The sequence below is a fragment of the Luteimonas rhizosphaerae genome, assembly GCF_002849595.1.
Classification (GTDB): Bacteria; Pseudomonadota; Gammaproteobacteria; order Xanthomonadales; family Xanthomonadaceae; genus Luteimonas; species Luteimonas cellulosilyticus.
This window is the reverse complement of record NZ_NRQR01000008.1, coordinates 157,823-177,056: the sequence shown is the minus strand read 5'-3', so window position 1 is coordinate 177,056 and position 19,234 is coordinate 157,823. Positions and strand designations below refer to the sequence as shown.

At 70.2% G+C, this 19,234-nt stretch carries 15 protein-coding genes and 2 pseudogenes; 9 read left to right on the top strand and 8 right to left on the bottom strand.

From position 1 onward, the window contains the following. Positions 1 to 24: 24 nt before the first annotated feature. Positions 25 to 678: an HTH-type transcriptional repressor FabR gene (gene fabR / locus CJ022_RS04260; RefSeq protein ID WP_101925491.1), complete on the top strand. Its 654-nt coding sequence runs from the start codon at positions 25 to 27 to the stop codon at positions 676 to 678. A gap of 172 nt (positions 679 to 850) precedes the next feature. Here fabR and CJ022_RS04255 read toward each other — a convergent pair whose 3' ends face one another. Further along, on the bottom strand, positions 851 to 1,648 hold the full coding sequence (locus CJ022_RS04255; RefSeq protein ID WP_101925430.1) for an amidohydrolase: 798 nt from the start codon (positions 1,646 to 1,648) through the stop codon (positions 851 to 853). 188 nt (positions 1,649 to 1,836) lie between these two features. On the opposite strand from CJ022_RS04255, the gene CJ022_RS04250 reads away from it, so the two are divergent. After that, entirely contained in the window at positions 1,837 to 2,295 is a 459-nt protein-coding gene (locus CJ022_RS04250; RefSeq protein WP_101925429.1) for a hemerythrin domain-containing protein, read from the top strand. A gap of 48 nt (positions 2,296 to 2,343) precedes the next feature. Here CJ022_RS04250 and CJ022_RS04245 read toward each other — a convergent pair whose 3' ends face one another. After that, entirely contained in the window at positions 2,344 to 4,140 is a 1,797-nt protein-coding gene (locus CJ022_RS04245; RefSeq protein WP_101925428.1) for a DUF885 domain-containing protein, read from the bottom strand. 373 nt (positions 4,141 to 4,513) lie between these two features. On the opposite strand from CJ022_RS04245, the gene paoA reads away from it, so the two are divergent. From paoA to paoC, 3 genes are read left to right on the top strand one after another with little or no spacing between them, the layout of a single operon-like run. Beyond that, the gene (paoA, locus tag CJ022_RS04240; RefSeq protein ID WP_233198595.1) at positions 4,514 to 5,164 is read left to right on the top strand and encodes an aldehyde dehydrogenase iron-sulfur subunit PaoA; all 651 of its coding nucleotides are present in this window, start codon (positions 4,514 to 4,516) and stop codon (positions 5,162 to 5,164) included. Then, positions 5,161 to 6,120, top strand: a complete 960-nt coding sequence (locus tag CJ022_RS04235; RefSeq protein WP_101925426.1) for an FAD binding domain-containing protein — start codon at positions 5,161 to 5,163, stop codon at positions 6,118 to 6,120. Before paoA ends, CJ022_RS04235 begins: the two co-directional genes overlap by 4 nt. Beyond that, on the top strand, positions 6,117 to 8,318 hold the full coding sequence (gene paoC, locus CJ022_RS04230) for an aldehyde oxidoreductase molybdenum-binding subunit PaoC (RefSeq protein WP_101925425.1): 2,202 nt from the start codon (positions 6,117 to 6,119) through the stop codon (positions 8,316 to 8,318). Before CJ022_RS04235 ends, paoC begins: the two co-directional genes overlap by 4 nt. 382 nt (positions 8,319 to 8,700) lie before the next feature. Here paoC and CJ022_RS04225 read toward each other — a convergent pair whose 3' ends face one another. Both CJ022_RS04225 and CJ022_RS04220 read right to left on the bottom strand, forming a co-directional pair. Beyond that, a complete protein-coding gene (locus tag CJ022_RS04225) occupies positions 8,701 to 9,006 on the bottom strand; it encodes a UBP-type zinc finger domain-containing protein (protein WP_101925424.1) in 306 nt (101 codons plus the stop codon). Next, positions 9,006 to 10,721, bottom strand: coding sequence for an FAD-dependent oxidoreductase (locus CJ022_RS04220; protein ID WP_101925423.1), 1,716 nt, complete (start codon positions 10,719 to 10,721; stop codon positions 9,006 to 9,008). The genes CJ022_RS04225 and CJ022_RS04220 overlap by 1 nt, the downstream gene beginning before the upstream one ends. 355 nt (positions 10,722 to 11,076) lie before the next feature. Here CJ022_RS04220 and CJ022_RS04215 point away from each other — a divergent pair, with 355 nt between their 5' ends. After that, positions 11,077 to 12,789: a sensor domain-containing diguanylate cyclase gene (locus CJ022_RS04215; protein ID WP_158238344.1), complete on the top strand. Its 1,713-nt coding sequence runs from the start codon at positions 11,077 to 11,079 to the stop codon at positions 12,787 to 12,789. A gap of 264 nt (positions 12,790 to 13,053) precedes the next feature. Here CJ022_RS04215 and CJ022_RS04210 read toward each other — a convergent pair whose 3' ends face one another. Then, on the bottom strand, positions 13,054 to 13,980 hold the full coding sequence (locus CJ022_RS04210) for a LysR family transcriptional regulator (RefSeq protein WP_158238343.1): 927 nt from the start codon (positions 13,978 to 13,980) through the stop codon (positions 13,054 to 13,056). Positions 13,981 to 14,115: 135 nt separating this feature from the next. On the opposite strand from CJ022_RS04210, the gene CJ022_RS04205 reads away from it, so the two are divergent. Next, positions 14,116 to 14,520, top strand: coding sequence for a RidA family protein (locus CJ022_RS04205; RefSeq protein WP_101925490.1), 405 nt, complete (start codon positions 14,116 to 14,118; stop codon positions 14,518 to 14,520). Between the two features lie 136 nt (positions 14,521 to 14,656). On the opposite strand, the pseudogene CJ022_RS04200 reads toward CJ022_RS04205, so the two are convergent. Together CJ022_RS04200 and CJ022_RS04195 are read right to left on the bottom strand one after the other, a co-directional pair. Next, positions 14,657 to 16,011, bottom strand: a pseudogene (locus CJ022_RS04200) (PQQ-dependent sugar dehydrogenase). Between the two features lie 11 nt (positions 16,012 to 16,022). Further along, entirely contained in the window at positions 16,023 to 16,463 is a 441-nt protein-coding gene (locus tag CJ022_RS04195) for a DUF2231 domain-containing protein (RefSeq protein WP_101925420.1), read from the bottom strand. A 248-nt stretch (positions 16,464 to 16,711) separates the two neighbouring features. Here CJ022_RS04195 and CJ022_RS04190 point away from each other — a divergent pair, with 248 nt between their 5' ends. Then, the gene (locus tag CJ022_RS04190; RefSeq protein ID WP_199171431.1) at positions 16,712 to 17,521 is read left to right on the top strand and encodes a formate/nitrite transporter family protein; all 810 of its coding nucleotides are present in this window, start codon (positions 16,712 to 16,714) and stop codon (positions 17,519 to 17,521) included. A gap of 764 nt (positions 17,522 to 18,285) precedes the next feature. Here the strand turns inward: CJ022_RS04190 and CJ022_RS17415 are convergent. Then, on the bottom strand, positions 18,286 to 18,507 hold the full coding sequence (locus tag CJ022_RS17415; RefSeq protein WP_233198604.1) for a hypothetical protein: 222 nt from the start codon (positions 18,505 to 18,507) through the stop codon (positions 18,286 to 18,288). Between CJ022_RS17415 and CJ022_RS17410 the strand changes: the two are divergent. Continuing rightward, positions 18,449 to 18,787, top strand: a pseudogene (locus CJ022_RS17410) (TonB-dependent receptor plug domain-containing protein); the annotation flags it as partial. The gene CJ022_RS17415 and the pseudogene CJ022_RS17410 sit on opposite strands and share 59 nt — an antisense overlap. Between the last annotated feature and the right edge of the window lie 447 nt (positions 18,788 to 19,234).

Below are 19,234 nucleotides of genomic sequence, written 5' to 3'. Positions count from 1 at the left end.
AGTTCCGCGACCACCAGCGACGAGATCGCCACGCCGGACGGCCCTGGTCGCAAGCCGGCGATCGTGCGCCAGGACATCATCACCGCCGCCCTGCGCCTGATCGGCCCGCACCGCAGCGTCTCCACGCTGAGCCTGCGCGAGGTGGCCCGCGAGGCCGGGATAGCCCCGAACAGCTTCTACCGGCAGTTCCACGACATGGACGAGCTGGCCGTCGCCCTGATCGACGTCGCCGGTGAATCGCTGCGCGGCATCATCGGCGACGCCCGCCGTCGCGCGGTGTCGGGCCGCAGCATCGTGCGCGGCTCGCTCGAGGCCTTCATGCAACGTCTCCGCGCCGACGACAAGCTGCTGCACGTGCTGCTGCGCGAGGGGACGGTCGGTTCGGACGCCTTCAAGCGCGCCGTCGACCGCCAGTTGCTGTTCTTCGAAGAGGAATTGCGCGCCGACCTGGTGCGCATTGCCGCGGCGCAGGGCATCGCTTTCCACGAACCCGGCCTGGTCGCGCGCGCGATCACGCGCTTGGTGTTCGCGGCCGGCGGCACCGCCCTGGACCAGCCGCCGGAGCGCGACGCCGCGCTGGTCGACGAGCTCTCGCACATGATCCGCATGCTGCTGCTCGGCGCGCATGCGATGGGCCGCGGCCGGGAGCGGCGGCAGCCGGAGCAGGACGCGGGCTGAGCCCGCCGGCGGGTGTGGCGCGCGGCAGGCGCGCGCCTGGTTCGAAACAGCGATCGCGCGAGCGTGCGCCTGCAACGTCATCGCGCACCTGCAGCGCGCTCGAGCGGACTGCGCCTGCCGGAACGCGTCCCTCCAGGCCCATGGCACCCCGTCTGCGGCGACCGGTCCCGCGTCAGCGGATCTCGAAGCGGTCCGCATCCAGCATCGCCGGGAACGCGGCGCGGTGCTCGGCCAGCAGGCCCGCCTGCAACGTCGTCGTCGACACGACTTCCGCGTCCCGGCACTCGCTGACCGGCTGTCCGAGGAAATCGATCGCGGCGCTGTCGCCGGCGTAGCCCAGGCCGTTGCCGTCGGTGCCGACGCGGTTCACGCCGACGACGTAGCTGAGGTTCTCGATCGCGCGCGCGCGCAGCAGCGTCTTCCACGCATACGCCCGCGCCGCCGGCCAGTTCGCGACGAACAGCTGCAGGTCGAAATCCAGCGCCCCGGGCCGCTCGACGTCGTAGCGGTTGCGGCAGAACACCGGGAAGCGCAGGTCGTAACAGACTTGCGGATTGATCCGCCAGCCGCGCCAGTCCACCGTCAGGCGCTCGCGCCCGGCGGCATAGCGCTTGTGCTCGTTCGCGTAACGGAACAGATGGCGCTTGTCGTAATGCTGCAGGCCGCCGTCCGGCGTCGCCCACAGCATGCGGTTGAACACGCCCGCCCCGGTCTTCAGCTGGACGCTGCCGGTCACGGCCGCGTCCAGCGCCCGGGCCTGCTCGCGGATCCAGGCGACCGTCGGCCCGTCCATGTCTTCCGCGCGGTCGATGGCGTCGTTGCTGAAGCCGCTGGTAAAGGTCTCGGGCAGGACGACAAGATCGGTCGTGCCGTGCAGTGGTGCGATCAGCTCCGCGTAATACGCGCGGTTGCCGGCGGGATCGTGCCAGCGCGTCGCGCCCTGGACGATGGAAACGCGGAGATCCTGCATGTCACGTCCTCGGGGGGAGAGAAGTCCGCGACGTGCGCGGCCGATGCGCGATTCTCGGTGCAAGCGCGGCGCCGCTCAACTGCGGTCGCGGGTCACGGTGTCCCGCGCGCGGCGTCCATACGCCGTCTGCACCCGGCCCCGCTTAGCGTGCCGCGGTCCCGTCCAGCCAACCGCCAACGGAAGCCGCCATGCCCGAGACCATCTACGACGCCCTGCGCGAAAGCCATGAACGCCAGCGCTCGCTGTGCCGCAAGCTCCTGCGCGCGCCCGCCCACAGCGAGCGCCGGATCGACCTGTTCACCGAGCTGCGCATCGAACTCGCCGCGCACGCCGCCGCCGAAGAACGGTTCCTCTACGCGCCGATCCTGATGCACGACGCCGGACTCGATGCGTCGCGTCATGCCTTGCACGAACACCACGAGATGGACGAACTGGTCGAGGCCCTGCAGACCACCGACCACAACGGCCGCGGCTGGATGGCGACCGCGAAGAAGCTCTCGGAGAAGGTCCATCACCACCTGCGCGAGGAAGAACGCAAGTTCTTCCAGGTCTCGGGCAAGCTGCTCGGCGACGCCGAGAAGCAGCGACTGGCGGCGCGTTACCGCAAGGACCACGCGCGGATGGAGAAGACCCTGCGCGCGGGATGAAGGCCGGGGCCGGCGCGCGACGTCCCGCGCAGTCCGGCCCGGCGCGGCTCAGCCCTCCGTGGCGGGCTTGGCCTTTTCGGCGGCGATGAAGGCGCGCACTTCCGACTCCAGCACCGGCAGCGGCACCGAGCCCAGATTGAGGATGGTGTCGTGGAACGGCCGCTGGTCGAAGCGGTCGCCGAGTTCGCGTTCCGCTTCGGCGCGCAGGTCGCGCATCGTGCGGTAGCCGATGTAGTACGACAGCGCCTGGCCGGGCCAAGAGATGTAGCGGTCGACTTCGGTCACCACGTCGTGGCGCGCCAGGGCGGTGTGGCTGGCCAGGTAGTCGATCGCCTGGTCGCGCGTCCAGCCGTATTCGTGCAGGCCCGTATCGATGACCAGTCGCGCCGCGCGCCACATCTCGAAGGTCAGCCGGCCGAAATCCTCGTACGGCGTCTCGTACAGGCCCATCCGCGTGCCGAGCCACTCGGTGTACAGGCCCCAGCCTTCGCCGTAGCCCGAAAAATAGGTCTGCTGGCGGAAGTCGGGGCGCGCCGGCGCTTCGAGTGCCAGCGCGGCCTGGAAGCTGTGGCCCGGCGCGCACTCGTGCGCGACCAGCGACGGCAGGTTGTACAGCGGCCGCGACGGGAGGTCGTAGGTGTTGAACCAGCACGCGTCCAGCCCGCCGCGGCCCGAGGTGTAGATCGGCGCGATGTCGTCGGCGACCGGCAGGATCGTGAAGCGGTACCGCGGCAGCGTGGTGACCACGTACTGCAGCTGCCCGTCGATCTTCTTGGCGATCCAGGCCGCGTGCGACAGCAGTTCGTGCGGGGTCTTCGCGTAGAACTGCGGGTCGGTGCGCAGGAATTCGATGAACTCGGCCAGCGTGCCGTCGAACCCGGCGCGCGTCTTGACCTGCTCCATTTCCGCGGTGATGCGCGCCACGTTGGCGAGGCCGATGTCGTGGACCTCGCGCGCGGTCATGTCGCGGGTCACGTATTCGCGGATCTGCGACTGGTAGAACGCGCGGCCTTCGGGCAGATCGCGGGCGGCGATGCTGGTCCGCGTGCGCGGCAGGTACTCGGTGCGCAGGAAGGTCAGCAGTTTGTTGTAGGCCGGCACCGCGCGCTCCAGCACCACGCGGCGTCCCTCGTCGCGCAGTTGCGTGCGCACGGCGTCGGGGATCGTCGTGGGGATGGTGTCGAACGTCGCCAGCAGCGGGTTGTCCTCGCCCGTGCCGACGTAGGGCACCAGGGTCGCGTCGCGACCTTCCAGCGTCGCCCGCGGCACGCTCCAGCCACGCGCCAGGCCGCGCTCCATGTTGGCGATCTGCTCGTCGAAGTAGCGCGGCACGTCGCCGAGACGCGCGATGAAGCGGCGCCAGTCGGCCTCGGTCTGGAACGGCCGGCTCGGATTGATGCCGCCCCAGAAGAAGCTGTCGCTGTTGAAGGGCGCCTCGTAGGTCCGCCACTGCGCGTCGTTGATCCGGCTCTCCAGCGAGGCGCGGAACACGGCCGCGTTGATGCGTTCCTCGCGGCCCAGCTGCGCCGTGTCGATCGCGTCCAGCGCCTCGAGCGTCTTCCGCGCATACGCGGCGCGCCGGTCCATCGCCTCGGGCGTCACCGAGGGCATGCTGTCGCCGGCCTGCCAGCGGCCGTCGACCTTGACCCGGTCGAATTCGGCCTGGCGCCATTCCCACTCGTCGGTATAGAGGGTGCGCAGCGCGGATTCCGCGGCGTTCGCAGGCGGCGCGATGGTGGCGGCCGGCGCGTCCTGGGCCAGGACGGGCGACGCGGCGCCGATGGCGACGGCCAGCGACAGGGCGAGCAGCGAGCGCGTCGTGGCACGACGCGGCGCGATGGGCATTGCGGAGCTCCTTCGGGAAATGACGCGGGCCGCGGACACCGGCAGCCGATGCACCGGCGCCCCGCGACCGGTCCCCGATTCTCGACGCTGGCGCGCGCACGCTCAACTGCCGACCGGCATGGCTCCCTGGGGCGGGCGCATCGACGCAGCCGGATTTCCGCGCATCGGCGGTGCTGTCTCGGGCGATCGACAGATCGCGCGGCGCCCCCGGATCGGCTGGAACGCGCTGGTCCGGCGCCCTGCCCAGGCCGCACGTCGCCAACCTTGACCCGATGGACACGTATCAGGGCGCATGATCAGGCCCGGTGCTTGTGCCCAACGGCCGCACCACCTTCGCCAGCCACGCGTTTTCCGCCAGCCAAGAGGAATGCCCATGCCCCCCCTGTCCCGACGGGAACTGTTGAAAGCCGGCGCCGCATCGGCCGGTGCCGTGGCGATGCCCGGCATGGCGAAGGCCGCCGACGTCGCATCCGCCCCCGCACCGGCCCGCGCGCCGGTGACCCAGCGCGTGACCCTCGAGGTCAACGGCCAGCGCGTCGAGCGCGAGGTCGATACCCGCACCACCCTGCTCGATCTGCTGCGCGAGGATCTGCAGCTCACCGGCACCAAGAAGGGCTGCGACCACGGCCAGTGCGGCGCCTGCACGGCGATCGTCGATGGCCGCCGCATCAATACCTGCCTCACCCTCGCGGTGATGCAGGACGGCGCGAAGGTCACGACCATCGAAGGCCTCGGCACGCCGGACAAGCTGCACCCGATGCAGGCGGCCTTCGTCAAGCACGACGGCTACCAGTGCGGCTACTGCACGCCGGGCCAGATCTGCTCTGCAGTCGCGGTGCTCGGCGAGATCCGCGACGGCATCCCCAGCCACGTCACCGCCGATCTCGGCGCGAAGCCCGCGCTGAGCGGCGAGGAAATCCGCGAACGCATGAGCGGCAACCTGTGCCGCTGCGGCGCCTACGCCAACATCCTCGACGCGATCGAGGACGTGGCCGGCTCGCGCACGTCGGGAGCACGCGCATGAAGGCCTTCGGATTCGAACGCGCCGAGTCGCCGGCAGCCGCCGCGGCCGCCGCTGCGCGCACGCCCGGCGCGAAGTTCATCGCGGGCGGCACCAATCTGCTGGATCTGATGAAGCTGGAGATCGAGACACCGGCGCATCTGATCGACGTCAACGGCCTGTCGCTCGACACGATCGAGAAGACCGACGACGGCGGCCTGCGCATCGGTGCACTGGTCCGCAACACGGATCTCGCTGCCGACGAGCGCGTGCGCCGCGACTATCCGGTGCTGTCGCGCGCCCTGCTCGCGGGCGCGTCCGGCCAGCTGCGCAACCGCGCGACGACGGCCGGCAACCTGCTGCAGCGCACGCGCTGTCCCTACTTCTACGACACCGCCCAGGCCTGCAACAAGCGCCTGCCGGGCAGCGGGTGCGGCGCGCTGGACGGCTACAGCCGCCAGCTCGCCGTCATCGGCGGCAGTCGCGAGTGCATCGCCACGCATCCGGGCGACATGGCCGTCGCGATGCGCGTGCTCGATGCCGTCGTCGAAACCGTGGCGCCCGACGGCCAGACCCGCCGCATTGCGCTCGACGCGTTCTACCTCGCGCCGGGCAACACCCCGCAGCGCGAAACGGTGCTGCAGCCCGGTGAACTGATCACGGCCGTCGTGCTGCCGCCGCCCGTCGGCGGACGCCATGTCTACCGCAAGGTGCGCGACCGCGCGTCCTATGCCTTCGCGCTGGTGTCGGTTGCGGCCATCGTGCAACCGGATGGCAGCGGCCGCATCGCCGTCGGCGGTGTCGCACCCGAGCCCTGGCGCCGGGCCGAGGCAGATGCCGAGATGCCGCGTGGCGCCAAGGCGGTCGCGGCGCGCCTGTTCGAAGGCGCCGCGCCGACCGACGACAACCGTTTCAAGCTGAAGCTCGCCGAGCGCACCATCGCCGCCGCGCTGGTCGAAGCCCAGGAGGCCACGTCATGAAGTTCGATACGCCCGCCGGCCAGAACCCCGTCGACCGCATGCGCGTGGTCGGCCAGCCGCTCGACCGCATCGACGGCCCGCACAAGGTTACCGGCACCGCGACCTATGCCTACGAATGGCACGACGCCACCGAGCGCGCGGCCTACGGCCACGTCATCGGCGCCGGCATCGCCAAGGGCCGCATCGCCGCCATCGACACGTCCGCAGCGGAACGCGCGCCGGGCGTGCTCGCCGTGGTCACCGCGCAGAACGCGGGCGAGCTCGGCAAGGGCCGCATGAACACCGCAAAGCTGCTCGGCGGCCCCGAGATCCAGCATTACCACCAGGCCATCGCGCTCGTCGTCGCCGAGACCTTCGAGCAGGCGCGCGCGGCGGCGGGTCTGGTGCGCGTCGATTACACCCGGCAGCGCGGCCGCTTCTCGCTGCAGCGCGAGAAGGCCAATGCGATCAAGCCCGAGGGCGGCGACACGCCGGCCGATTCGGCGGTCGGCGATTTCGATGCAGCGTTCGCGTCGGCCGAGGTCACGCTGGACGAGATGTACACCACGCCCGACCAGTCGCACGCGATGATGGAGCCGATGGCGTCGCTGGCCGCGTGGGATGGCGACAAGGTCACGATCTGGACGTCGAACCAGATGATCGCCTGGGGCAAGGGCGACGTCGCGCGCACGCTCGGCATCGCACCGGACAAGGTGCGCCTGGTCTCGCCGTACATCGGCGGCGGTTTCGGCGGCAAGCTGTTCGTGCGCTCGGACGCGGTGCTCGCCGCGCTCGGCGCGAAAGCGGCCAAGCGCCCGGTCAAGGTCGCGCTGCAGCGCCCGCTGATCGCCAACAACACGACGCATCGTCCGGCCACCGAGCAACGCATCCGCATCGGCGCGAACCGCGACGGCACGATCACGGCGATGGGTCACGAGAGCTGGTCCGGCGACCTGGAAGGCGGCGGCCCCGAAGTGGCCGTGCAGCAGACCCGCCTGCTCTACGCCGGCGCACACCGCATGACCAAGATGCGTCTGGCCACGCTGGACCTGCCCGAAGGCAACGCGATGCGCGCGCCCGGCGAAACGCCCGGCATGATGGCGCTGGAAATCGCGATGGACGAGATGGCCGAGAAACTCGGCATGGATCCGGTCGAGTTCCGCATCCGCAACGACACCCAGGTCGATCCCGAAAAGCCGGAGCGTCCGTTCTCGCAGCGCCAGTTCGTCGAGTGCCTGCGCCAGGGTGCGGAGCGGTTCGGCTGGGACGAACGCAAGGCCAGCGGCAGCGTGCGCGACGGTCGCTGGCTGGTCGGCATGGGCATGGCGGCCGGGTTCCGCGGCGCGCCGGTGATGAAGTCCGGTGCGCGCGTGCGACTGCACGGCGATGGCCGCGTCACGGTCGAAACCGACATGACCGACATCGGCACCGGCACCTACACGATCATCGCGCAGACCGCCGCCGAGGTGCTGGGCCTGCCCATCGAGGCGATCGACGTGAAACTCGGCGATTCCGACTTCCCCGTCTCCGCCGGTTCCGGCGGCCAATGGGGCGCCAACAGCGCGACGGCCGGCGTCTATGCGGCCTGCATGAAGCTGCGTGAGGTCGTGGCGACCAAGCTGGAACTCGATCCCGCCACCGCGGAGTTCGCCGACGGCAAGGTCAGCGCGAGCGGCAGATCGGTGTCGCTCGCCGACGCCGCGGGCGACGGCCAGCTCGTCGTCGAGGACGCGATCGAATTCGGCGATCTCGACAAGCAGAAGCAACTCGCAACCTTCGCCGCGCACTTCGCCGAAGTCGGCGTCGACATGCACACCGGCGAGACCCGCGTCCGCCGGATGCTGTCGGTCGCCGCGGCGGGCCGCATCCTCAACCCGAAGCAGGCGCGCAGCCAGATGATCGGTGCGATGACAATGGGTGTGGGTGCCGCGCTCAGCGAAGAGCTGGCCGTCGACGAGACCATGGGCTTCTTCGTCAATCACGATCTCGCGGGCTACGAGGTGCCGGTGCATGCCGACATCCCGGAGCAGGAGGTCGTGTTCCTGGACGAGACTGATGCCGACAGCTCGCCGATGAAGGCCAAGGGCGTCGGCGAACTCGGCCTGTGCGGCGTGCCGGCCGCGATCGCCAATGCGATCCACAACGCCACCGGCGTGCGCGTACGCGAGTACCCGATCACGCTCGAGAAGCTGCTGGACGGACTGCCCGACATCGCCTGATCGAACGGGACGTGCACACGCGGCGGGCCTCATTGCGGGGCCCGCCTTTTTTTTGCGGGCGCTTGTCGACGATGCGGGCGCGTGGATCCGCAGTCTGTAAGCGGGCATCACGCGCGAGCGGGTGTTGCGCGGAACGCCATCGCGCGCGAGCGCGCTCCTCCGGGGACGGGCGTCTCACACGCGTCGCCTCGTGAATCAGCGCGAGCGGGCGTGCCGCCGCCCGGCATTCCCTGCGCGTCGCGTGTGAGCGCATTCGAGGTACGACGTATCCGAAGGCTGGATGTCGTTTGTAGGAGCGCGCTCGCGCGCGATGGGCTTCCGCGCAGGTCCCGGTTGCGCGCGAGCGCGCGCCTACCGGCAGCCCGGCGAGCACCAAACGGGCCTACACGTAGCGCGGAATCGGTCCGCGTTGCGGGGTCTGGTCCGGCAGATCGACTTCGACCTCGTCGACATAGCACCAGCCCCAGCCCTCGGGCGGATCGTAGCCCTCGATGATCGGGTGGCCGGTCGCGTGGTGGTGCGCGGTGGCGTGCCGGTTCGGCGAATCGTCGCAACAGCCGACGTGGCCGCAGCTGCGGCACAGGCGCAGATGCACCCAGGGGCTGTCGATCGCGAGGCATTCTTCGCAGCCGCGTGCGCTGGGCACGACCGTCGCGATCGTGGCGAGATGACGGCAGGCGTCGGCCATCAGGCGGGCTCCGTTTCCGGGGTGGCGGCGCGCGCGGGTTCGTCCGCGGCGGCGAGGTACTGGTGGATCTGCGCGACGACGGCCGCGCCTTCGCCGACCGCGGCCGCGACGCGCTTGACCGAGCCCGCGCGCACATCGCCGATCGCGTAGACGCCGGGACGATCGGTCTGCAGCGACGTCGAACGGCCCGGGGCCGCGCCGTCGATGCCGGTGGTCACGAAGCCGGCATGATCCAGCGCCACGCAGTCGGTCAGCCAGCCGGTGTTCGGATCCGCGCCGACGAACAGGAACACGTGCCGCAGATCGCAGTGATGCGTGTCGCCGGTATCGCGATGGCGATACGTGCCGCCGATCAGGCCCTGCTCCGCATCGCCCTCCAGCGTCACCAGTTCGGTGCGCGTGTGCAGCACCACGTTGGGCAGCGCCGCGATGCGGTCGATCAGATAACGCGACATCGAAGCCTCCAGGCCGGCGCCGCGCACGACGAGATGCAGTGTCTTCACTTTCGGCGCGAGGAACACGACCGCCTGCCCGGCCGAGTTGCCGCCGCCGATCAACGCGACCTCCTCGCCTTCGCACAGCCGCGCTTCGACCGGCGACGCCCAGTACGACACGCCGGCGCCTTCGAACAGGGCGAGGTTCTCGATGTCCGGCCGCCGGTAGCGTGCGCCCGATGCGATGACCACCGTCCGCGCGCGCACCGCCTCGCCCGAGGTCAGATGCAGCACGTGCGGCGCTGCGCCCGCGCAGTCCCCGCCCTCGCCACCGCCGCAGGCGAGCCTTTCCACTTCCAGCGGAATCGCGAGTTCGGCGCCGAACTTCAGCGCCTGGTTGTAGGCGCGGCCCGCCAGCGCCTGGCCGGAAATGCCGGTCGGAAAGCCGAGGTAGTTCTCGATCCGCGCCGAGGCGCCGGCCTGGCCGCCGATGGCCCGCTGGTCCAGCACCAGCACCGACAGGCCTTCGGACGCCGCGTAGACGGCAGCGGCGAGCCCGGCCGGGCCGGCGCCGACGATCGCCACGTCGTGCAGCACCCCGGGATCCAGCTCCGGCGTCATGCCCAGACACGCGGCGGCCTCGGCATTGCCGGGCCGTTTGAGCACCTGTCCGTTCGGGCAGATCATCAGCGGCAGGTCGCCGGGCTGGATGCCGAGCCGCTCGACGATCTCGCGTCCTTCCGCATCGCCGTGCGCATCGATCAGCGTGTTCGGATAGCCGTTGCGGGTGAGGAAGCCCTGCAGCGCGGTGAGATGGGCCTCGCCCGGATCGCCGACCAGCACCGACCCCGAGGCGTCGGCTTCGATCAGGCCGACCCGTCGCAGGATCAGCGCCCGCATCACGATCTCGCCCAGTTCCGCCGCGCCGACCACCAGCGCGCGCAAGTGCGGCGCATCGATCGGCACCGCCGTGCATCCGGACGCGGCGGCACGCCCGGCCGCGAGCGATGCGCGCCCGGCCAGCTGGCTGACCTCGCCGGTGAACTGGCCCACGCCCTGCGTGGTGATCGGCTTCTCGTGGCCCAGGCCGTCGCGCCGCACGACATCGATCGCGCCCTCGAGCACCAGCCACACCGGCGCGTCGCGGTCGCCGACGTCGAACAGCACCTCGCCGGCGCGGCAGGTCCGTGGCGGCCCGCTGGCGAAGCGGCGCGCGGTCGCCAGCTGGGCGGCGTCCAGGACCGGGAACATCTGATGCTGACGGGAGTCGACGAGGGCCATCGGCAGGTTCCGGCGGACGGTCCTGCATCATGCACCCGCGCGCCGCGGGGCAGCCAGCGGACCGTGTGGGATGGAGCAGCCCAAACCGCCGGGCCGGGGTACGGCGCGGATGGTGTGGCGACGGGTCGGCGCGGACGCACTCCGGCCTGCGATCCACCGGCCGCATGGCCCGATCGACGCCGCTGCACACGCCTCACGCGACAAGGCGCATGATGTGCCCATCGGCACCCCGCCCGCACCTCGCGGCCGGATGCGCCACCCCACCTCCCCTCTTCTTCCGCAGCGCCCGTCGCCTGCGGCCTCATGCTGCACAGCCTGGCAGGACCGCCTCGCTCAACGTCCAGGCGCTCCCGTGATGTCGACCCTGCTGCTTCCCTCCGCTTCCGGCGCCCTCGCCGTCCTGCGCACCGCGGTCGTGTGGACCGCGCTCTACGTGCTGGCGATCTGGTGCGCCGAGTCCTTCGTCGTCGGCGCGCCGGCGGTGACCCTGTTCTGGCCTGCCTCCGGCATCGCCTATGCGGCCGTCGTGGGCCTCGGCATGCGCTGGGTGCTCATCCTGCCGGTGGCGCTGCTGATCGCGCACGCGACGTTCGCGCCGGTGCCGCCGGAGTTCGTGCCGTTCTCGGTGATGAGCAACGTGCTCGGCGCCCTGTCGGGTGCGGTGTTCCTGCGCGTCGTGCGGACCTTCAGTCCCCACCGCGCGGCCGGCGTGTTCGGAATCCTGGGCGGCGCGATGGCGATGGCGGTCGTGTCGGCGGGCGTCGGCACGCTGGGTCTCGTCAAAGCGGGCATGGTGCCCGGCGCCGACGCGGCGGCCGCCTACATGAAGTGGGCGCTGAGCAATCTCCTCGGCATCGCCTGCATCGCGCCGGCGCTGCTGCTGGTGCTGGAATCGCGGATGCGCGTGCAGACCGATGCGCCGCCGACGTCCGCCTATGCCGGGGCAACCGAGCGCTGGGTGTGGCTGATGGCCTGCGTCGCGTCCTACGGGTTCCTGTACTGGGTCGGCTCGCAGGCCAGCCATTATCCGCTGGGCATGGTCGCCATTCCGCTGGCCCTGCTGGTGTGGAGCGCGTTCCGCTTCACCCGCCTGTGGACCGCGACCTCGACCCTCGTCGCGGTGGCGGTCGTGACCTCGCTGCTGGGCCTGGGACTCGCGGCCTACCGGCCGCCCACGACCACGCTCGATGCCGTGCTGCTGCTCGGCCTGCTCAACCTGTTCGCGATCCTGCCGCTGATGCTGATGGAAACCATCCACGTGCAGCGCGTGGGCGCGATCCGCTCGGCGCGGCTGCTGGCCGAAGCGACGCGGATCCAGCAGGAAGAACTCGAGGCCCTGGTCGCCGAGCGCACCCGCCAGCTCGACGCGGCCAACCGCCGGCTCGAGGAACTCAGCCAGACCGATGCGCTGACCGGCCTTCGCAACCGGCGCTACGTGTCGCGCCAGCTGCCGCTGGATCTGGCGTTCTACGAGCGCGACGCCCTGCAGCCGCACACGCCGAACCAGGCCCTGTATTTCGCGCTCGTCGACATCGACCACTTCAAGCGGATCAACGACCGCCTCGGCCACCGCGCTGGCGACGAGGTCCTGCAGCAGTTCGCCACCCTGCTCGGCGGCCTGATCCGCAGCAGCGACTACGCCGTGCGCTGGGGCGGCGAGGAATTCCTGCTGGTGCTGCGGCCGATGCCGTCGGAGTCCGTGTCCGTGCTCGGCAGGCGCATCTGCGCCCTCGTCGCGGCGCACGCGTTCGACGTGACCGGGCAACCGCCGCTGACGCTGACGTGCTCGGTGGGCTTCGCGGAACGCAACCCCGGCGACGACGCGGCGCTGCCGTGGGAGCAGACCATCGAACTCGCGGACGCCGCGCTGTACTGGGTCAAGCAGCACGGCCGCAACAACTGGGCCGCGCTGCGTCCCGCCAACGGCGTACCGCCCGCCCTGCTCGTCGAGCGCATCCGCGACGGCACGCAGGCCGCGATCGACGACGGCATCGCCATCGTGTCCTGCGGCCGCGCCGACGACACGGCGGACCAGGGCGACGGAGAAGCGGTGGCCGAGGTGGTCTGAGCTCGACGGGCCCGGTCGCGCGCAAGCGCGCCCCTGCAACAAGACACCTCCCCGTAGGAGGGCGCTCGCGCGCGAATGGCGTCACGGCCTGCTGCACGCGCATCGCACGGGCCTTGCGGTCGTCCGGCACAACCCATTTGGACTCGGCATCGCCACGCCCGGGTACGCGCAAACGCAAGCCAGAACAGACCAGGTCGCGGCAGGCGCGCGCTTGCGCGCGATGTGCGTGGCCCACTCCAGGGCCATACGGGGGCCACGCAGCGCCTAGACCGGGGGCCGTTGCACGACCGGCGCGTGGATCGCCATCAGCTCGATGATCCAGTCGATGAACACCCGCAGTTTCGCGCTGACGTGGCGGTTCGGCGGAAACGCGATCGACATCGGCATCGGGTCCATGCGCCAGTCCTCGAACAGCGACACCAGCTCGCCGCTCGCCAGGTGCGGCCTGGCCATGTACGCGGGCAGCCACATCACGCCCATGCCCGCCAATCCCGCGGCGAGGTACGCGCTGCCGTCGTCGACCGCGACCACGTAGCGGCCCTGCGCCTCGACGCGCTCGTCGCCGCGCCGCATCGCGTACGGCAGCGGTTTTCCGGTGCGCGCCCACAGGAATCCCACGATCCGGTGATGCGACGCCTCGAGCTCGCGCGGATGCGCCGGCGTGCCCATGCGCTGCAGATACGCCGGCGTCGCGTGCACGCCGAGCTGCAGGTCGCCGACGTGCCGCGCGACCAGCGACTGGTCGGTGATCGTGCCGCCACGCACCACGCAATCGACGTTCTCGCCGATCACGTCGATGCGCCGGTCGCTGACGCCGAGGTCGAGCTGGATGTCGGGATAGCGGGCGTGGAAATCCGGCAGCGCCGGCGCCAGGATCATCCGCGCGAAGGGACTGGGCACGTCGACGCGCAGGCGCCCGCGCGGCGTCGCGGCGGCGCCCGACAGGCTTGTCTCGGCATCGTCCACGTCGGCCAGCAGACGCACGACGCGTTCGTAGTACGCCGCGCCGTCGGCGGTCACGTTGACCTGGCGCGTGGTCCGGTTGAGCAGCCGCACGCGCAGGCGCGCCTCCAGCTGCTGCACCAGCTGCGTCACCGTGGTCCGGCTCATGTGCAGTGTCTGGGCGGCCTTGGTGAAGCTGCCGGTCTCCACCACGCGCGCAAACGCCTGCATCGCATCGAAACGGTCCATCGGCGGTCCAGCTGCGGAAGATTGTTTGGATTCTACGAACAGTGATGGCCAGACAGGCGTGTTTATCCCGACGACGTGCGTCCGCAGACTGGCGCCATCCCAAGCATCCGGGGCCAGGCCCCACAGGAGAATTCCATGGCAACCCGTGACGTCGTGTTCCCCGTCGGCCGCCATGCGCTGTACGACAAGCACCGCTATTCGCCCGCCGTCCGCTCGGATGGTTTCCTGTTCGTCTCCGGCCAGGTCGGCAGCCGCGAAGACGGCTCGCCCGAACCGGAGTTCGACCAGCAGGTGCGCCGCGCCTTCGAGAACCTCAATGCCGTCCTCGCCGCTGCTGGCTGCACGTTCGACGACGTGGTCGATGTGACGTTCTTCATCGTCGACCCGGCGAACCGCTTCGAGCGTGCATGGCAGATCGTGCCCGAGTACTGGGGCGAGGCGCCGTTTCCGACCGCGACGGTGGTCGGCGTGACGTGGCTGGCGGGGTTCGATTTCGAAATCAAGGTGGTGGCGAAGCTGCCGGAGCGTGCGCCCGGTTGAGGCGCGTGGCGCAGGCGGCGCCAGGACCGCCCCGTCCTCCCGGCGCCGGAAGATCGGCTGTCGGCAGAACGTCGCCGAGACTCCAAAAACAAAGGGCCCTTGCGGGCCCTTTGTCATGCGAACCGAACGCGCGCACTCAACCCGCAGGCGGCGGCGTCCCTGTCGCCGCAGGCGCGGCCTCGGGCGCAGCCGGCGGCGTTGCGGGGACACCCGGGGCGCCGCCCGTGGGCGTGATCCGCCAGATGGTGTTCGCCAGATCGTCGGCCACCAGCAGGGCGCCGCGCGGATCGACCCGTCTTCGCCGAGGAAGCCGGTGGCGAAGTCGATCGCGTCACCCGACGGGCGTCCATTGGCGAACGGCACGAACGAAACCTTGTAGCCGACCGGCGGATCGCGGTTCCAGCTGCCGTGCTGGCCGACGAACACGCCATTGGCGAACTGCGCGCCCATCGCCGGGCTGGAGAACGCCAGGCCCAGCGCCGCGACGTGCGCGCCCAGTGCGAAGTCGGGGGCGATCGCGGACGCGACCTTCTCCGGCTTCTGCGGACGCACGCGCTCGTCGACGTTCTGGCCCCAGTAGCTGTAGGGCCAGCCGTAGAAACCGCCGGGTCGCACGCTGGTGAGGTAGTCCGGCACCAGCTCGCCGCCGATCTCGTCGCGCTCGTTGACCACGGCCCACAACTGGTCCATGCCCGGCTGCATCGCCAGCGCGGTCGGATTGCGCAGGCCGGTCGCGAACACGCGGTGGAAACCGGTCGCGGCCTCGACCTGCCAGATCATCGCGCGGTTCTCTTCGACCGCCAGGCCACGCTCGGTGATGTTGCTGTCCGAGCCGATGCCGACGTAGAGATAGCGACCGTCGGCACTGATCGTCAGCGCCTTGGTCCAGTGGTGGTTGATCGCCGACGGCAGCTTGGTGACTTCCTCCGGCGCACCGGCGGCATTGACCGCGCCGTCGGTGTAGGCGAAGCGCAGCAGCGCATCCTGCGTGGCGACGTAGAGCGAGCCTTCCGAATACGCCAGGCCATAGGGCGCGTCGAGGTTGTCGGCGAACACCGAGCGACCTTCGTAGACGCCATCGCCATCGGTATCGCGCAGCAGGGTCAGACGGTCGCCGCTCTCGACCTGGGTATTGCCGCGCGCCTTGATGACGCCGGCGATGATGTCCTTCGGCGTCAGCTTCGGCGCGCGACCGCCGCGGCCTTCGGCGACGAGGATGTCGCCGTTCGGCAGCACCAGCATCTGCCGCGGGATCAGCAGGTTGTCGGCGATCGGGGTGATCTCGTAGCCCTCGGGCACCGTCGGGCGCTGATCGCCCCACTCGGCCGGCAGCGAGATCTTCAGCGTGGGGAACAGGCCGCGCTGCGGCTTCGGCAGCTCCGGCGACGGACCGACATAGGTCTCGTCCGGCGTGCCGCCGCAGGCGACGAGTGCCAGCGCCAGGGCAGGCACCAGGGCGCGCGTCAAAAGACGGGGCGTCGTGCGCTTCAACGTCAGGACGTTCATGCCACCACCTCCCGACGACGCAGGCTGCCGCCGATCGCGAACCACAGCGTCGCGGCGATCGACACCACGCACAGCACCGACCACACCAGCGCCTGCGGCATCTTCTGCCAGGCGTCCATCGCATGGACCAGCGAATTGACGAAGCCGAGCACGCAGGTCAGCGCGAGCAGACCGACGTAGAGGAAGCGCGTGCGCGTGCGGGCCGTCGGGGTGATCAGCGACAGCAGCGCCCAGACCAGCGCAATGCCGGCGAACACCAGTGCACCCACGACCAGCCAGGACGCGAAGTTCGTCCACTGGATCTCGTAGGTCTGGGCATAGGCGACGTCGGCGATCAGCGCGCCGAGGAAGAGAGGGAACGCACTGCTGGCCAGCAGCATGTGCACGGGGTGCAGCGGCCGAACAGGCTGCGCCGCGACGACGGGAAGTGGATGCATGGGAAGTCTCGGAATCGATGGGTGCGCGAGGCGGCCCGGGTGGCGCGTCGCGTTCCCTACCTTCGTCGATGGGCGCGCAAGGGACAGTGAATGCGGCGGGAGACACGCGGCATGTCGCCCTCATCGAGGGCAGACGTCGCCGAGACGCTGGCGTCGCACTCGGACGAGCGCCGCGCATAGCGCGCCGTGCCCGCGCGCTTCACCCCACGCCGCGTATAGCTGGGAACCCCTTCGAACGGATGCGCCCCATGGCAGAGACCTCGCCCGCAATGCGCTCTCCGGACGCCATCGCCCAGGCGATCTCCGACAGCGGTGTCGACAAGGCCGCCCTGCCGACGTCGTCGATCCTCGGCCTCGGCCTGCTGGCCGGTGCGTACATCGGTTTCGGAAGCCTGATCGCCGTGCTGCTCGGCGCCGGCGCGGCCGGTCTTCCGTTCGGACTGGCGCAGATCGCGACCGGCATCGGCTTCTCGCTGGGCCTGATCCTGGTGCTGCTGGCCGGCGCGGAGCTCTTCACCGGCAACGTGCTGATGACGCTGCCGCTCGCGCAGAAGCGCCTGGGCATCGGCCGCGTGCTGCGCGCCTGGAGCCTGGTATGGATCTCGAATCTGGTCGGCGCGCTGCTGCTGGTGCTGCTCGCGATCGCCGCCGGCGTGCATCTCGCCGGCGACGGTGCCTTCGCCGCGACCGCGATCGAGCTGGCCGCCGACAAGACCGCGAAATCGCCGGGCGCGCTCGTCGCCAGTGGCGTGCTCGCGAACGTGCTGGTCTGCCTTGCGGTGTGGATGGCGGCGGGTGCGACGTCCGCCATCGACAAGGTCGCCGTGATCGTGCCGCCCGTCGCCGCGTTCGTCGCACTGGGGCTCGAACATTCGATCGCCAACATGTCGCTGCTGCCGCTGGGCCTGCTCGCGCAGACGGGCAGCGGCGTCGCAATTCCGGCGGGTCTGACGTGGGCAACCGCGGGCCTCAACCTGCTGTGGTCGACCGTCGGCAACCTCATTGGGGGCGCCGTGATCGGACTGGGCTACTGGGCGCTGTATCTGCGCGGGAAATAGGTCATGCCGCGCCGCGTTGCCTGGTGGATCGGGCCAGCGTGGCGCTCGCCTGCGGTCTGGATCCGCGTCATGGCATCCGACACGGGACGCTGATGCGGAGACGATCAGGCCAAGAGCGCGACGCCCGGCAACGCACGGCGCGCCGATGACCCCATGCCGGCATTGCCTCAAGCCAGGCCGGCGCAACCCGACCGCATGACGTCCCGCTGCCGATCGCCGTCCGCGTGCACGGCGTCCAGGAACGGTCTGAATCACTGCCTTTGTCCCTGCGGCGCTCGACAGCCGAACGGCTGGTCAGGCGGGGATCAATGACTTCAAGCCGTTGAAACCCAAAGACGCTGGATTCCCGCCTGCGCGGGAATGACGGCCACACGCGGCGCTGTTCAGACCTTCCCCATCGCGCAGAACGCGACCGCCCTCATTCCAGTCGCCCCGACCGATCGCAGTTCGACTGCGGCACCCGGACCCTGTGTTTCGCGCGCGTGGCCGGCGCAAACGGCCCCGGCCCGCCAAGCCAGATGCCGCGTCCTTGCAACCTGAGGCGCCGGTCCAACCCGTCACTTCCCCCTGGATCGACCCTCGAAACTTTGCCGACCTTGGTCCCAGTTTCGTCACCTTGTGACTTTTTTGTGATTTTTTTGTTGCCCGGAGGCTGAATTCCTGTTAACGATTGTTGCGGCGCAGCAATGCGGCTTGTCCAGTTGGCCCCACAGGAAACCCATCAACAACAACAAGAACTCCAGGGAAACAGGCATGCAAAGCAATCAGGCATCACGTTCGCGATTCACGCAGGCGCCATTGGCGTCGGCCGTTCGACTGGCACTCGCCAGTGCACTCCTGATCAGCAGCAGCGCAGCGCTCGCGCAGACCGCGACGCAGGAAGACCCGCCGGAGACGGAAGGCACCGCCACGCTCGAGACGGTCTCGGTGCTCGGCAGCCGCAGCCAGCCGCGTTCGGTGTCGTCGTCCGCCGTGCCGATCGACATCTTCAGCAGCGAGGAATTCCGCAACCAGGGCGCGACCGATGCGCTCGACCAGCTGCGCGTGCTGGTGCCCTCGTTCAACGTCAGCACCATTCCCATCGACGACGCCGCCAGCCTGGTGCGGCCCGCCAACCTGCGCGGCCTGCCGCCCGACAACACGCTGCTGCTGGTCAACGGCAAGCGCTTCCACCGCGCGGCGGTCATCACCTTCCTCGGCCACGGCCTGTCGGACGGCGCGCAGGGCCCGGATCTTTCCGTGTTCCCCTCGCTCGCGCTGGAACAGGTGGAAGTCCTGCGCGACGGCGCGGCCGCGCAATACGGCTCCGATGCCATCGCCGGCGTCATCAACTTCGGCCTGAAAAAAATCCGCGAAGGCGGCACCGTCGAAGCCTTCGCCGGCCAGTTCTACGAGGGCGACGGCTTCACCACCCAGTACAGCGCGCAGATCGGCCTGCCGATGACCGAGCGCGGCTTCGCCACGCTGACGGCCGAATGGCGCCAGGCCGATGCGACCTCGCGCAGCGTGCAGCGCGACGACGCCGCCGCGGCCGACGCGGCCGGCTACCCGGACATCGCCAATCCCTCGCAGATCTGGGGCTCGCCCGAGATCAAGGACGACATCAAGTTCGTCGCCAACCTGGGCCTGGAAACCGACGCGCTGGAGTTCTACCTGTTCGGCAACTACGCCAAGCGCAGCGTCGACGGCGGCTTCTACTACCGCGATGCGACC

Bases quoted from the DNA above. Each gene is read 5' to 3' on its own strand.
- CJ022_RS04255 (WP_101925430.1), bottom strand. From the start codon at position 1,648: ATGCAGGATCTCCGCGTTTCCATCGTCCAGGGCGCGACGCGCTGGCAC.
- CJ022_RS04250 (WP_101925429.1), top strand. From the start codon at position 1,837: ATGCCCGAGACCATCTACGACGCCCTGCGCGAAAGCCATGAACGCCAG.
- CJ022_RS04245 (WP_101925428.1), bottom strand. From the start codon at position 4,140: ATGCCCATCGCGCCGCGTCGTGCCACGACGCGCTCGCTGCTCGCCCTG.
- paoA (WP_233198595.1), top strand. From the start codon at position 4,514: ATGCCCCCCCTGTCCCGACGGGAACTGTTGAAAGCCGGCGCCGCATCG.
- CJ022_RS04235 (WP_101925426.1), top strand. From the start codon at position 5,161: ATGAAGGCCTTCGGATTCGAACGCGCCGAGTCGCCGGCAGCCGCCGCG.
- paoC (WP_101925425.1), top strand. From the start codon at position 6,117: ATGAAGTTCGATACGCCCGCCGGCCAGAACCCCGTCGACCGCATGCGC.
- CJ022_RS04225 (WP_101925424.1), bottom strand. From the start codon at position 9,006: ATGGCCGACGCCTGCCGTCATCTCGCCACGATCGCGACGGTCGTGCCC.
- CJ022_RS04220 (WP_101925423.1), bottom strand. From the start codon at position 10,721: ATGGCCCTCGTCGACTCCCGTCAGCATCAGATGTTCCCGGTCCTGGAC.
- CJ022_RS04215 (WP_158238344.1), top strand. From the start codon at position 11,077: ATGTCGACCCTGCTGCTTCCCTCCGCTTCCGGCGCCCTCGCCGTCCTG.
- CJ022_RS04210 (WP_158238343.1), bottom strand. From the start codon at position 13,980: ATGGACCGTTTCGATGCGATGCAGGCGTTTGCGCGCGTGGTGGAGACC.
- CJ022_RS04205 (WP_101925490.1), top strand. From the start codon at position 14,116: ATGGCAACCCGTGACGTCGTGTTCCCCGTCGGCCGCCATGCGCTGTAC.
- CJ022_RS04195 (WP_101925420.1), bottom strand. From the start codon at position 16,463: ATGCATCCACTTCCCGTCGTCGCGGCGCAGCCTGTTCGGCCGCTGCAC.
- CJ022_RS04190 (WP_199171431.1), top strand. From the start codon at position 16,712: ATGGCAGAGACCTCGCCCGCAATGCGCTCTCCGGACGCCATCGCCCAG.
- CJ022_RS17415 (WP_233198604.1), bottom strand. From the start codon at position 18,507: ATGTCGATCGGCACGGCGGACGACGACACCGAACGCGGCTGGCTGCGG.